General features: G+C 71.8%; 11 protein-coding genes. 8 read left to right on the top strand and 3 right to left on the bottom strand.

Annotated elements, in window-relative coordinates:
• The first annotated feature begins 28 nt into the window (after positions 1–28).
• Positions 29–1,024: a 4-hydroxy-3-methylbut-2-enyl diphosphate reductase gene (locus ACLJQF_RS07880; RefSeq protein ID WP_410607555.1), complete on the top strand. Its 996-nt coding sequence runs from the start codon at positions 29–31 to the stop codon at positions 1,022–1,024.
• A gap of 122 nt (positions 1,025–1,146) precedes the next feature.
• Here the strand turns inward: ACLJQF_RS07880 and ACLJQF_RS07875 are convergent, their stop codons facing one another.
• Both ACLJQF_RS07875 and rmuC read right to left on the bottom strand, forming a co-directional pair.
• Positions 1,147–2,037: a DUF6542 domain-containing protein gene (locus tag ACLJQF_RS07875; protein ID WP_410607554.1), complete on the bottom strand. Its 891-nt coding sequence runs from the start codon at positions 2,035–2,037 to the stop codon at positions 1,147–1,149.
• Positions 2,038–2,579: 542 nt separating this feature from the next.
• Entirely contained in the window at positions 2,580–3,494 is a 915-nt protein-coding gene (rmuC, locus tag ACLJQF_RS07870; protein ID WP_410607553.1) for a DNA recombination protein RmuC, read from the bottom strand.
• A 236-nt stretch (positions 3,495–3,730) separates the two neighbouring features.
• On the opposite strand from rmuC, the gene ACLJQF_RS07865 reads away from it, so the two are divergent.
• The 3 genes from ACLJQF_RS07865 to ACLJQF_RS07855 are packed head-to-tail and all read left to right on the top strand — an operon-like array spanning position 3,731 to position 8,043.
• The gene (locus ACLJQF_RS07865) at positions 3,731–4,882 is read left to right on the top strand and encodes an exonuclease SbcCD subunit D (RefSeq protein ID WP_410607552.1); all 1,152 of its coding nucleotides are present in this window, start codon (positions 3,731–3,733) and stop codon (positions 4,880–4,882) included.
• Positions 4,879–7,830: an AAA family ATPase gene (locus ACLJQF_RS07860; RefSeq protein WP_410607551.1), complete on the top strand. Its 2,952-nt coding sequence runs from the start codon at positions 4,879–4,881 to the stop codon at positions 7,828–7,830. Before ACLJQF_RS07865 ends, ACLJQF_RS07860 begins: the two co-directional genes overlap by 4 nt.
• A 21-nt stretch (positions 7,831–7,851) precedes the next feature.
• Positions 7,852–8,043: a DUF1737 domain-containing protein gene (locus ACLJQF_RS07855; RefSeq protein ID WP_410607550.1), complete on the top strand. Its 192-nt coding sequence runs from the start codon at positions 7,852–7,854 to the stop codon at positions 8,041–8,043.
• On the opposite strand, the gene ACLJQF_RS07850 is transcribed toward ACLJQF_RS07855, so the two are convergent.
• Positions 8,040–9,413 carry a DNA-3-methyladenine glycosylase 2 family protein gene (locus tag ACLJQF_RS07850; protein ID WP_410607549.1) on the bottom strand — a complete coding sequence of 458 codons (1,374 nt, stop codon included), beginning with the start codon at positions 9,411–9,413 and terminating at the stop codon, positions 8,040–8,042. The genes ACLJQF_RS07855 and ACLJQF_RS07850 overlap by 4 nt on opposite strands.
• A 102-nt stretch (positions 9,414–9,515) precedes the next feature.
• Between ACLJQF_RS07850 and ychF the strand changes: the two genes are divergently transcribed.
• The 4 genes from ychF to ACLJQF_RS07830 all read left to right on the top strand — a co-directional run bounded on the left by ychF (position 9,516) and on the right by ACLJQF_RS07830 (position 12,391).
• Positions 9,516–10,622 carry a redox-regulated ATPase YchF gene (gene ychF / locus ACLJQF_RS07845; protein WP_410607548.1) on the top strand — a complete coding sequence of 369 codons (1,107 nt, stop codon included), beginning with the start codon at positions 9,516–9,518 and terminating at the stop codon, positions 10,620–10,622.
• A gap of 124 nt (positions 10,623–10,746) precedes the next feature.
• Entirely contained in the window at positions 10,747–11,148 is a 402-nt protein-coding gene (locus ACLJQF_RS07840; protein WP_410607547.1) for a hypothetical protein, read from the top strand.
• Positions 11,145–11,753: a helix-turn-helix domain-containing protein gene (locus tag ACLJQF_RS07835; protein WP_410607546.1), complete on the top strand. Its 609-nt coding sequence runs from the start codon at positions 11,145–11,147 to the stop codon at positions 11,751–11,753. Before ACLJQF_RS07840 ends, ACLJQF_RS07835 begins: the two co-directional genes overlap by 4 nt.
• Positions 11,750–12,391: a hypothetical protein gene (locus tag ACLJQF_RS07830; RefSeq protein WP_410607545.1), complete on the top strand. Its 642-nt coding sequence runs from the start codon at positions 11,750–11,752 to the stop codon at positions 12,389–12,391. Before ACLJQF_RS07835 ends, ACLJQF_RS07830 begins: the two co-directional genes overlap by 4 nt.
• Positions 12,392–12,678 lie beyond the last annotated feature (287 nt).

The following is a 12,678-nucleotide window of genomic DNA, read 5'->3' as shown; positions in this document are numbered from 1 at the left end:
GTCTCGGGGCTGCCCGTACCCTGGGGGCATGAGTGCAGCGAGTCCCGGAATCGAGCCCGCGGGTACCCCCACGATCACCGGAACCGCCTCCGGCAAGCGGGTGCTGCTCGCCAAACCGCGTGGTTACTGCGCCGGCGTCGACCGCGCGGTGATCGCCGTCGAGAAGGCCCTCGAGGTCTACGGCGCCCCGGTGTACGTCCGCAAGGAGATCGTCCACAACCGGCACGTGGTCGACACGCTGCGCGAGCGCGGCGCGATCTTCGTCGACGAGACGTCCGAGGTGCCCGAGGGCGCGCTGGTGGTGTTCTCCGCCCACGGCGTCTCGCCGATGGTGCACGCGGAGGCGGCCGAGCGGAACCTGCGCACGATCGACGCGACCTGCCCCCTGGTGACGAAGGTGCACAAGGAGGTCAACCGGTTCGCGAACGAGGACTACGACATCCTGCTGATCGGCCACGAGGGTCACGAAGAGGTCGAGGGCACCGCCGGTGAGGCGCCGGACAAGGTCCAGCTGGTCGACCAGGCCGAGGACGTCGACAAGGTCGAGGTGCGCGACCCGTCGAAGGTGATCTGGCTGTCCCAGACGACGCTGTCGGTCGACGAGACGATGGAGCGCGTCGACCAGCTCCGCGAGCGCTTCCCGAACCTGCTGGACCCGCCGAGCGACGACATTTGCTACGCGACGACGAACCGCCAGGTCGCGGTCAAGGCGATGGCGGCCGAGTGCGACCTGGTGCTGGTGGTCGGGTCGACGAACTCGTCCAACTCGAAGCGCCTGGTCGAGGTGGCCCTGAAGGCGGGCGCCCGCGCGTCCTACCTGGTCGACTTCGCCCACGAGGTCGACGAAGCGTGGCTCTCCGGGGTGACGACGGTGGGCGTCACGTCGGGCGCGTCGGTCCCGGACGAGCTGGTCATGGACCTGCTGGCCTGGTTGGCCGAGCGCGGCTACGGCGACGTCGACGAGGTCACGACGGCGAACGAGAAGATCACCTTCGCACCGCCGAAGGAACTGCGAAAGGTCTGATGCCCCTCCAATCACGCGTGATGCCTCTCTGATCACGCGTGATGCCTGTTGGCGCACGGTCCGGCAAGCACGGTCTATCAAGAGAAACGGCGGTCACCTCACGAGAGGTGACCGCCGTTTCGTCAGCGCTCTTCTTCGTCCCAGGGACGGCTCCGCCGCGGTGGAGCGTTCCGTTCACCGGACGGGCGACGGGGTGGCGGAGTGTCACGGCCGTCCTCGGGCGGACGCGGACGTCGCCGCGGAGCGTCCCCGCGCGGCTCGCGCCGGCGTGGGTCGCCCTCTTCCGGACGCGGCGTGCGCCGGGCGGCCGGCGGCGGCTTGCGCGTGCCACGGGTGCCCGGGTCGCGTTCGGCGGGAGCGCCGGCGCGGGGAGCACGGCGTTCGACGTCCGCCGGAGGACGCGGACGTCGCGGCGGTTCGCCTTCCCGGCCGCGTCGCGCGCCGGGCGGGAGCGGGTTCTGCCCGGTCCGGTTCGCACCGGCCGGCCGCGGCCGCGCACCGGCCCGCTTGTCGTCGTCTTCGTCCGCCTTGGCCTTTTGGCCCTTTTTCGGGGCGTCCGGGTCGCGTTCGCGGACGATGCGGACGATGCCGATCAGCAGCGTGATACCGGTGGTGATGGCCATGATGGGGAAGCCGTTGATCAGCGGGGTGCCGATGTTCAGCGCCTTCGACAGCATGTCGTCGCCCTGCGAGCCGGACGTCAGCAGGATCACGCCGGGCACGGTCACGGCCAGCACCAGCGGCGGCATCACCATGGGCCCGAACAGGCCGCGGCGCCGCACCGCGCAGACCGCGATCACGGCCCCGGCGATGTAGCAGACGGTGAAGACCAGCGGGATGCTGCCCTGACTGGGCTTGCCCAGGAGGGCGCCAACGATCGCCAAGCCGAGGCCGACCAGGACCGCCGCCCACCAGGGCAGTCCGCGCCTCGAACCGACGACAGGACGCTCATCCCACGCAACGGGGACGTCGTCGGCATCTGGATCGCTCTGGCGATCGCGAATCGCGGTCACAGGGCAACACCGTATCTCGTGGTTGTGAAGATCTTGCCAGCACTGCCGCCGACGTGGGCCGACAGCCACCCACGAGGGTGTTCCGGTGGCGCCGGGTAGCGCTGGTGAGCGAGCCGGCGGCCCGCTGAGGCAAGAGTGCCTTGGGTGGGGCGTCAAGGCCAACCCGCGGTTGGTCGGGTGCTTGCGCCGGACCGCGGCGAGTGCACCTGCCACGGGGGCGCGGTGCGGCTGGGTGCGCGGCTTCGACCGGTTGTTTTAGCTGGTCAGGCGGCTCGGCTCGGCGACCGGTGGCCTTCGAGGGCTCGCTGGCTCGCGGACGCGTTCGGCTCGTCCGGTCGTGACCGGGTCGCCACGGTCACGGCGGCTCACCGCCAGTGCCCGTGTGCCTGGAGGGGTGTCCCGAATGACTCATTCGCGACGTCAGAGGTCCCGAATGACTCATTCGCGACCTTCCACAGCGCTGCCGCATCCGGCTGACAAGGGCGGCGCGACTGCTCAGGCGACGCCTCCGGAACCCGTCGACCCCGGGGAACCCGGCCCGCTCAGCTTGCTGCCAGCTCGTCTCCCTTCCGCACCGCCGGGACGGCCGCCGGGCTGCCCGATGCCTCGGTCAGCGGCGCCACCGTCGACCGGAACGTCTCCAACGCCTCCAGCTCCCGCCGTCGCGCCGACAGGAACCGCTGCAAGTGCGTGCTCGACAGGTTCAACGCCTCCACCGCGCCACCCGCCGCCCGGTGGGCCGCCGCCGCTCCGGCTCGGACCTGCTCCACGTCCGCCTCCAGCGTCCGGTCACTCGCCGCGAACAGGGCCGCCGAAGCCAGCACGCCGAACCCCGTCGGGCCGCACATGAACACCCGGCGATCGATCAGCCAGCGCAGCAGCTCCGGGTCGGTGTCCAGTGCCGCGACCACCGCCGCGTCGGACGGGACGAACATGATCGTTCCGTAGATCGCGTCCGCCCAGCGTTGATAACCCTTGCCCGCCAGCTCGGCCGCCCGGGACCGGATCTGGCGCACGTGTGCGCGCAATGCGTCCAGCCGCTCGTCCGGGTCGTCCGTCTCCACCGCCTCGGACCACGTCGCCATGCTTGCCTTCGCGTCCACCGGGACCGTCCGGTCGCCGCCCACGCGCAGCACCATGTCCGGCTTGGCCGCGCCGCCGCCGGCCAGATCCGTCTGCAGGGTGAAGTGCAGGTCCTCGCGCAGGCCCAGCGCCCGGGCCGTCTCGACCAGGACCTGCTCGCCCAGCTCGCCGCGGCCGCTGATCGAGGCGAACGCCACCTCGTAGCGCCGCAGTGCCAGCTGCTGCTGGTCCGCCTTGGCCCGCTCGGCCGCCACCAGCCGGGCCGCCGCGTCCGCCCGGCGCATCCCGTCCTGGTACAGCCGCCACAGCAGCACGACGGCGAACAGCAGCAGGACCGCGAGCACGATCGCCGCGGTGGTCAGCACTGTCGCCACTTCGCCTCCTCCGTCCCGAGCTCCGAACCTCCGGGCTTGCGAGCTCGCAGACATCATGGCGGACCCCACCGACAAAAAACGCACCCGACCCGTCGCTCTGGGTAGCTGACCTGCGAACACATCGATTCCGCGCAGGGCGTGTCCGATCTTGCCCGCTCGTGTTAGTACACACGTTCGAGTGAGCGGGCGGCGTGCCTGCGCGATTTCGTCGGAGCCGGGTCGTACCGTTGGCCCCCGTGAGATTCCTGCACACCTCCGACTGGCACATCGGCCGCACGTTCCACGGTGCCGATCTGCTCGCGGAACAGGAAGCGGTGCTCGGGCACCTCGCCGACCTCGTGGCCGGCGAGGCGATCGACGCCGTCCTGGTGGCAGGCGACATCTACGACCGTGCGGTCCCCTCCGCCGAGGCCGTGCGGGTGGCCACCGCGGCCGTCGCCCGGATCCGCGCGGCCGGTGCGCAACTCGTCGTCACGCCCGGAAACCACGACTCGGCGCCCCGCCTCGGCGCCTTCGCGGAGTTCGCCGCGGCCGGCGGCCTTCACCTGCGCACCACCGTCGCCGGGCTGGCCGAACCGGTGCTGCTCGAAGACACCGACGGCCCGGTCGCCGTCTACGGCATCCCTTACCTGGAACCGGAACCGGCACGCCACGCCCTCGGCGTACCCGACGCGCGCGGCCACACGGGCGTGCTCACCGAGGCCATGCGCCGCATCCGCGCGGACCTCGAGGCCCGGCCCGGCGTCCGCTCGGTCGTGCTCGCGCACGCGTTCGTCACCGGCGGCGAACCCACCGACTCCGAGCGGACGATCGCGGTCGGCGGCGTCGAGCAGGTGCCCGGCTCGGTCTTCGACGGCGTCGACTACGTGGCGCTCGGCCACCTCCACGGCCCGCAGACGCTCGCCGAGCACCTGCGGTACTCCGGCAGTCCGCTGGCGTATTCGTTTTCCGAAGCGCGCCAACGCAAATCCGTCTGGCTGGTCGACGTCGACCGGCGCGGCCTCGCCGAGGTCCGGCGCCACGAACTGCCGGTGCCGAGAGCGCTTGCCACGCTCACCGGCGAAATCGAAGACCTTCTGCTGGACCCGGCGCACGACAGCTACCTCGACCACTTCCTGTCGGTCACGGTCACCGACCGGGTCCGCCCGGTCGACGCGATGCGGCGGCTGCGCGAGCGGTTCCCGTACGCGGTGCACCTGGAATGGGAACCTGCGGGCGGGCACGCCGGCGCCCCGCTGCGCTACTCCGACGCCGTCCGCGGCCGGTCCGACATCGAGGTCTCGCGCAGCTTCCTCGACGACTGCCGCGGCGCCCCGCCGACCGAGCGCGAAGAGCAGCTCCTGTTCCAAGCCTTGGAAGCGGCCGACCGGGGGGCCCTCGCGAAATGAGGCTGCACAGGCTGGAGGTCGAAGCCTTCGGGCCGTACTGCGCACGCGAAGTGGTCGACTTCGACGTGCTCGGCGCCGACGGTCTCTTCCTCCTGCACGGCGAAACCGGCGCGGGCAAGACGACGCTGCTCGACGCGATCGCGTTCGCGTTGTTCGGCGTGGTCCCCGGCGCCCGCAACGAGGCCAAGCGGCTGCGGTGCGACCTCGCCGAACGCGACCAGGTCACCGAGGTCGCGCTGGAGCTCACCGTGCAGGGGCACCGGCTGAAGATCGTGCGCAACCCCGAGTACCAGCGCCCGAAGCGGCGCGGCGAGGGCACGACCACCCAGCAGGCGCGGGTGTCGCTGAGCTGGATCGGCACCGCACCCGGCGGGCTCGCGCCGGAGGGCCTGATCCGGATCGAAGAGGTCGCGCGCACCGTCGAGCGGCTGCTCGGGATGACCGCGGCCCAGTTCTTCCAGGTGGTGCTGCTGCCCCAGGGCGAGTTCGCCCGCTTCCTGCGTTCGGACACCGCCGAGCGCGAGAAGCTCCTCGAGCGGCTGTTCGGCACCGAGCGCTTCGCCGACGTCGAACGCTGGTTCGCCGACCTGCGCGCCGAGCGTGGCCGCGAGCTGGAAGTGCGGCAGCGGGATGTGCGGGAGCTGCTGGCCCGGTACGCGCAGGAGGCCCAGCAGGACCCGCCCGAGACGGACGTGGCCGAGTGGGTCGGCGCGGTGCTCGCCGAGTCGGGAGCACGCGTCGCTCAGGTCACGGCCGAGGAGGAACAGTCCCGGTCGGCCGCCCGCCGGGCGGATGTCCACCTGCAGGAAGAACGCGCGGGCGCGGAGAAGATCCGCCGGGTCCGCAACGCGCACCTGCGGCTCCTCGAAATCACCGAGCAGGCGCCGCAGCGGGCCGAGTGGGCGCAGGAGGTCGCGGCCGCGCGGCGGGCGGCGGGCGTCGCCGTGGAGGCCGACTTGCTGGATCGGCGGGCCGCCGAACTGGCCGAAGCCGAGCAGGCGGAAAAGGTCCGCGGGGCCCGGCTGCGGGAGTCGGGCACGCGGGCGACCGGCGATCTGAAGGCGCGCGCGGCCACCGCGCGCGAAGAGGCCGGCGCGGTCGCGGAGCTGGTCGCCGAGGCCGAGCAGCAAGAGCTGGACGTCATGCGGCGCGACGACCGGAAGCTGGCCGCCGTCACGGCCCGCCGGCAGGTCGAGGAGCTGACCGCCGAGCTCGCCGCGATCCCCGGCCAGCTGGCGAAACTGCGCGCGGACGCCCTGGCCGCGGCCGAAGCCGAGGCGAAACTCGACGGTGCCAAGGCAAAGGTGGACGAGCTGCGGGCCTTCGCCCGCGACGCGGCCGAGCTGCCCGAGGCACAGGCGAAGGTCCGGCGGGGCGAGGCGAAGCTGCGCGAAGTCGTCGACGCGCACCAGGCGGCCCGGCAGCGCCGGCTCGACCTGCGCGAGCGGCGGCTCGACGGGATGGCGGCCGAGCTGGCCGCCGCGTTGGCCGACGGCGCGCCGTGCCCGGTGTGCGGGTCGGCCGAGCACCCGGCGAAGGCGAGCCGGGACGTCGAACTGGTCGACCCGGCCGAGGAACGTGCGGCCGAGGAAGCCGAGCAGGCGGCGGACGCGGTGCGGCAGCGGGTCGTCGTCGCGCTGGAAGAGGCGAAGGCGCGGCTGGCCGGGCTGATCGAGCGGCTGGCCGGGCGCACGGCCGAGTCGATCACCGCCGAGCTGGCGGAAAGCCGCACGACCGTCGCCGCGCTGACCGAGCAGGCCGCCGCCAAGGCCAAGCTGGGCCGGCAGGTCGTGCTGCTGGAGCGCGACCTGGAAGCGCGCGCCGACCGCCTGCGCCGGGCCGAACAGGCGGCGACCGAAGCCACGACCGACGTCCGCGCCCTGGAGGAACGGCTGGCCGAGCGGGAGCGCCGCCTGGTCGCCGGGCGGGGCGAGTTCGCGGACGTCGGCGCGCGGCGCCGGCACCTCCTCGGCCTGGCCGAGGCCCTGGAGGCGGTCGCGGAGGCGCGCACGGCGGTCGCCGGCGCCCGGGAACGGGTCACCCAGCAACGGGCGCTGGTCGAGGCGGCGGTGCAGGCGAAGGGGTTCACGTCGCTGAAGAAGGCGCGGGCCGCGATGTTGCCGGACGAGCAGATCGAGAAGCTGGAACAGGGCATCGCCGAGGCCGAGGCGGCCGCCGCGGGCGCGCGGGCGCTGCTGGCCGAGCCGGACCTGTTCGGGATCGCGCCGGACGACGTGGCGGACGTCGGCCGGGCGACCGACGCGGCCCAGCTGGCCCGGGCGCGCGCCGATTCCGCGTACGCGGCGCTGCGGGCGGCCACCGCACAGCACGAGGAGCTGACCCGGCTGGCGGGGCTCCTGCGCAAGGCGCTCGCCGGACTCGCCCCCGCCGAAGCGGAGTACACCGAGCTGCGGGCCCTCGCGGAGGTCGTCAACGGGCGCGGGCAGAACAGCCGCAAGATGTCGCTGCGGTCGTACGTCCTGGCGGCCCGGCTCGAAGAGGTCGCCGTCGCCGCCACGCACCGGCTGCGCACGATGAGCCAGGGCCGGTACTCGTTCGTGCACTCGGACGCGGCCGGGGCGCGCGGCACCCGCGGCGGGCTCGGCATCGACGTGCTCGACGACTACTCGGGCACCATCCGCCCGGCGAAGACCCTGTCCGGCGGCGAGTCGTTCCTCGCGTCGCTGGCCCTCGCGCTGGGGCTGGCCGACGTCGTCGCGGGGGAGACCGGCGGCGCGCTCCTGGACACGCTGTTCGTCGACGAGGGGTTCGGCACGCTGGACGCCGAAACCCTCGACGTCGTGATGAACATCCTCGACGAGCTGCGGGCCGGCGGGCGAGTGGTCGGGCTCGTGTCGCACGTCGAGGAGCTGCGGCAGCGCATCCCCACCCGGCTGCGTGTCCGCAAGTCCCGCACGGGCTCGACGTTGCAGGTGCGCGCGGGCTGATCACCCGGCCAAGATGAAGCCATGACCGACCAGCCGCCGAACGGCCTGCCCCGCTACCGCCTGCTCACCGGCCCGGACGACGCCAAGTTCTGCCACCGGGTCAGCGAGGCGCTGGAACTCGGCTACCGCCTGTACGGCTCGCCGGCCGCGACCCACGACGGTGAGCAGGTCGTCGTCGCCCAGGCCGTGCTGTGGCAGGGCGAACAGAGCTAGGCGCCGGCGCGCCGGAGGTACATCCCGGCGTAGGAACACCACGGCGTCCACGCGCGCGCTCGCCCGGCGAGCGAATCCGGTGAGATCCCCAGCTCCTCGGCGCCGCGGCGGACGGCGGGATCGTCGGCGAGCAGGACGTCCGGTGCGCCGAGGACCCGCATCACGACGTAGTCCGCGGTCGCCGGGTCGACGCACGTCAGCAGCTCCGCCCGCAGCTCGGCCGCGTCCCGGCCGACGTGCACGTCCAGCTGTCCCTCGGCCAGCGCGGCGGCGACGGGGTGGCCCGTGCTCGCGACCTGGGCCGCGGTCGGGAACAGCCGCGTCACGCCCCATTCGCCCGGGACCTCCGCACCGGGCGGCACGTCCGGCGCGACGGCGCGGAGCAGCAGTTCCTCGCCGTCGACGGCGCCCGGCACCCGGATCCCCGGCACGGCCGCGACCACCGGGGCCAGCACCGGGTCCGCGCCGAGCACGCGGGTGACCGCCGCCGGGTCGGCGTCGAGGTCGAGCAGCCGGCGCACCCGGCTGACCGCGCTGCCGAGGTCGCGCAGGTCGGTGAGCATCAGTTCGCAGCGCACGTGGTTGGCCGAAGGCGTCAGCCGCACGACGCCGGTGCCGTGGGCCAGCCGCAGGGTGCGCGCGTAGGCCTCCGGCGTCACTTCCTCGACGCCCGGCACGGCGTGGTCCGCGAAGAAACGAAGCAAGCCCGAAGCGTCGAAGGGCGGACGGAACGGCAACCGCAGGCTGAGCCGGGTCCCGGTGACGTCGCTCTGCCGGCCCCGTCGGGAAGCCGCGAAGGCGCGAAGCTGCGAAGGCGTCGTCGCGAACACTTCGCGGATCGTCTCGTTGAACTGCCGCACGCTGGAGAAGCCCGCCGCGAAGGCGACGTCCGTCAGCGGCAGCTCGGACATCTCGATGAGCAGCCGCGCCGAGTGGGCGCGGTGGGCCCGGGCCAGGGCCAGCGGGCCTGCGCCCAGCTCGGCGGTGAGCACCCGGCCGAGCTGGCGTTCCGAGTAACCGAGCCGCCGGGCGAGGCCTGGGACGCCTTCGCGCTCGACGGTCCCGTCGGATATCAGGCGCATCGCTCGCGCGGCCAGGTCGGCGCGCACGTTCCAGTCCGGCGAGCCCGGTACGGCGTCCGGCAGGCAGCGGCGGCAGGCGCGGAAGCCGTTGGCCTGCGCGGCCGCCGACGTCGGGAAGAAGCGGACGTTCTGCACCTTCGGCGTCGACGCCGGGCACGACGGGCGGCAGTAGATCCCGGTCGTGCGGACCGCCATGATGAACTGGCCGTCGAAGCGCGAGTCACGGGCGGTGACCACGCGGTAGCAGCGCTCGGCGTCCCGCCAGAGTGAGAGCGTTGGGGTGACCATTGATCCGAGCATGCCAGCAGGTCAGCGCCGTCGCTGGCGGGAATCCGCCACGGCGTCGGGTGCGTGGGGCCGGACCGGGGTAGCCACGTAGACTGCGGGGTCGTGAGCCTCACCCTCGGTATCGTCGGCCTGCCCAACGTCGGCAAGTCCACCCTGTTCAACGCGCTGACCCGCAACAACGTGCTCGCGGCGAACTACCCGTTCGCGACGATCGAGCCGAACGTCGGTGTCGTGCCGCTGCCGGACCCCCGGCTGGACAAGCTGGCCGAGCTGCACAAGTCGGAGAAGATCGTCCCGGCCGTCGTGTCCTTTGTGGACATCGCGGGCATCGTGAAGGGCGCGTCCGAGGGTGCCGGGCTGGGCAACAAGTTCCTGGCGAACATCCGTGAGGCCAACGCGATCTGTCAGGTCATCCGCGTGTTCGACGACCCCGACGTGATCCACGTCGACGGCCGGATCGACCCGCTGAGCGACATCGAGACGATCAACACCGAGCTGATCCTCGCCGATCTGCAGACCCTCGAGAAGGCCGTCTGGCGCCTGGAGAAGGAGGCGCGGACCAAGAAGGAAGCGAAGCCCGCGCTCGAGTCTGCGCAGAAGGCGAAGGAGATCCTCGACAGCGGACGCACGCTCTTCTCCGCGCAGAAGGACGTCGACCTCGAACTGCTTCGCGAGCACAGCCTGCTGACGACGAAGCCGTTCCTGTACGTCTTCAACGCCGACGAATCGGTCCTCACCGACGAAGCCCGCCGCGAGGAGCTGACCAAGCTGGTCGCGCCGGCGGACGCGGTGTTCCTCGACGCCAAGGTCGAGGCGGAGCTGCTGGAGCTGGACGACGAGGAGTCGGTGCGCGAGCTGCTCGAGTCGGTCGGCCAGCCGGAGCCGGGGCTCTATTCGCTGGCCCGCGCGGGTTTCCACACCCTGGGCTTGCAGACGTACCTGACGGCGGGGCCGAAGGAGTCCCGCGCCTGGACGATCCCCCAGGGTGCGACGGCTCCCCAGGCGGCGGGCGTGATCCACACGGACTTCGAGCGCGGCTTCATCAAGGCGGAGATCGTCTCCTACGAAGACCTGATGGCGGCGGGCTCGATGGCGGCGGCCCGCGCGGCGGGCAAGGTCCGCATGGAGGGCAAGGACTACGTCATGGCCGACGGCGACGTGGTGGAGTTCCGACACGGTGCAACGTCAAGTCTCACCAAAAAGGCGTAACCGTGTCGGAAGCCCGCGAGGCTTCCAGCACGTAGTGCGCTTGGCCGAGCGGGTCCGACTTCAGGTCGGCCCCGGCCAGCGCTGAACCCGCCAACCGGGGCCTCCGACGGGATGGAGCCCCGCCGTGAGCCATCAGTCTCTCACTCCGCACGACATTCCACCGCTGTCCCTCAATGCGCTGGTCGAGCGCTGGTCAGCTGCTCGCAGCCGGACTTTCCTGGCTAGGCACCAGAGCCGAGAGGCCGATCCGCGCGATCTATTCGCCGAGCTTGCTTACGGCGTCGGGATCGCGGAAGAAGCCACCGCAAGCCGGTGGTGCGTAGTCGCTGACCTGCTCCGTTCGGGCGTGATCGATTCCTGGTACCAAGCCGCCGACGCGATGGGGTTGACTGAAACCGAGGCCCGGGATGGGTTTCACGCGTGGATTGTTGGCCAAGTCGACCTTCGGCGCCGGACAGGCACGATCGGTCTTGCCGACGCTGAGGCAGCGGAGCTGTATGCGCTCTCCGAGGCGGTGGCCTGGTGAGCATCGAAGTGATCAACTGGGCCCTCACCCGGGCTCCGATTCCCCGGGATCGGCGCGATGCGTCGAGCCTCGCGGTGGTCCTGGTTGGACTTGCCAACCACGCCGATCCCGACGGGCGCAACGCGTTCCCATCGCTCGCGAGGCTGTCGCGGTACACGCGACTGTCCGAGCGGTCGGTTCGCTATGCCCTCCGTGCGCTGGAAGAACTCGACCTGATCCAGCCGTCGGATCCGGAAATCGTGGCCGCATATGTGAAGCGGGCTGACCGGCGACCGAATGGCTACAACCTCACGATCCACCTTGTGGACAACTCGGACGACGGTCGGCAGAGCTTGCCGCCCGTTGATCCGCATGAGGGGCAAACCGTGCCGACACGAGGGGCAAACAGCGACCCGACGGGCGGCAAAGCTTGCCCCCGAAACGTCCTTAACCATCCAGCGAACCGTCCTCCTGGAGCGCCCGTGTCGCCCTGTGGGCAGTGCGATGCCCGGCCCGCCGATCCCGTCTCGGCCCGCGTCGTCTGGCTAGATGCCGACCGCGTTCGTTCGGCGCTCTGCCCGCGTTGCCATCCGGCCGCGATCGGTTCGGCGGGAGCTGCCCGATGACCGTGACGAACGGCGAGCTGGTGGCGCTGGTCCGCCAGGCCTTCGATGCGGCTCGCGAGGCTGGCCAACCGACTCCTGGGCGACCGGCTCTGGTGAAGCTGACTGGCGCGACCGACCATGCCGTCCGTAAGGCACTGGCGGAAGTGGCGGCCGACAGCGTCCGCGTTGGTGATCCTCGTGACGTTGTCGACGACGACGAGTCGTCCGTGGTCCATCCTGGCGGTCGGCTGGTCGCTTGGGCAGGTTTCGTCTTCGGCTCCGTGATGTCGATCGCGGCGAATGTCCTGCATGTCTGGCTGCCCGCAGCTCATGAACTGCCTGGCTGGTCGCCAGGGGTGGCGCCACAGGTCGGGGCGGCTGTGTGGCCGGTCGGCCTGATGCTGGCGATCGAGGCTCTGTCCCGTATCCCCTGGCCGAAGGGCATTCTGTGGGGACTTGCCCGCTTCGGCGGCGCCGGAGCTGTCGCCGTCGGCTCAGCGGTCATCTCGTACGGCCACCTGCGTGGCGTCCTGCTGGCGTGGCAGTACGGGCCGCTGGCGGCGGATGTCGGTCCGTTGGTGCTCGACGGGTTGATGGTGGTGTGCGGCTTCGCCCTCCTGGCGATGAGCCGCACCAGCGCTGGCGGTGATCAGCGATGACGGCTGCTCAAGAGGACGACTTGGGTCTGCTCGTGCCGTTCCCCGCGACAACTACTTCGCCAGCCGACCAGGTCGGCGAAGTCGAGCTGGCGGGGCTGGTACTCGATGGCGAACTGCTCACTGACGAGCAGTACCGAAGGGCGCGGCGGCTCGCCGAATTCGCCAGGTCACGCCTACCCGCCCGCTGGCACGACCCTGATCACGCGAGCCGATTGCGTGAACAGCTGCTACGGCAACTCGCACGGTCACATGCGGTCTGGTGCTCGCCGAACGCTCGAAACCGCCGT

The organism is Amycolatopsis sp. lyj-109 (assembly GCF_046548995.1).
Classification (GTDB): Bacteria; Actinomycetota; Actinomycetes; order Mycobacteriales; family Pseudonocardiaceae; genus Amycolatopsis.
This window is presented reverse-complemented; position numbering and strand designations above follow the sequence as displayed.

What these genes read in the sequence shown, in the direction of transcription:
- ACLJQF_RS07880 (WP_410607555.1), top strand. Translation starts at nt 29, where the DNA reads ATGAGTGCAGCGAGTCCCGGAATCGAGCCCGCGGGTACCCCCACGATC.
- ACLJQF_RS07860 (WP_410607551.1), top strand. Translation starts at nt 4,879, where the DNA reads ATGAGGCTGCACAGGCTGGAGGTCGAAGCCTTCGGGCCGTACTGCGCA.
- ACLJQF_RS07855 (WP_410607550.1), top strand. Translation starts at nt 7,852, where the DNA reads ATGACCGACCAGCCGCCGAACGGCCTGCCCCGCTACCGCCTGCTCACC.
- ACLJQF_RS07850 (WP_410607549.1), bottom strand. Translation starts at nt 9,413, where the DNA reads ATGGTCACCCCAACGCTCTCACTCTGGCGGGACGCCGAGCGCTGCTAC.
- ACLJQF_RS07830 (WP_410607545.1), top strand. Translation starts at nt 11,750, where the DNA reads ATGACCGTGACGAACGGCGAGCTGGTGGCGCTGGTCCGCCAGGCCTTC.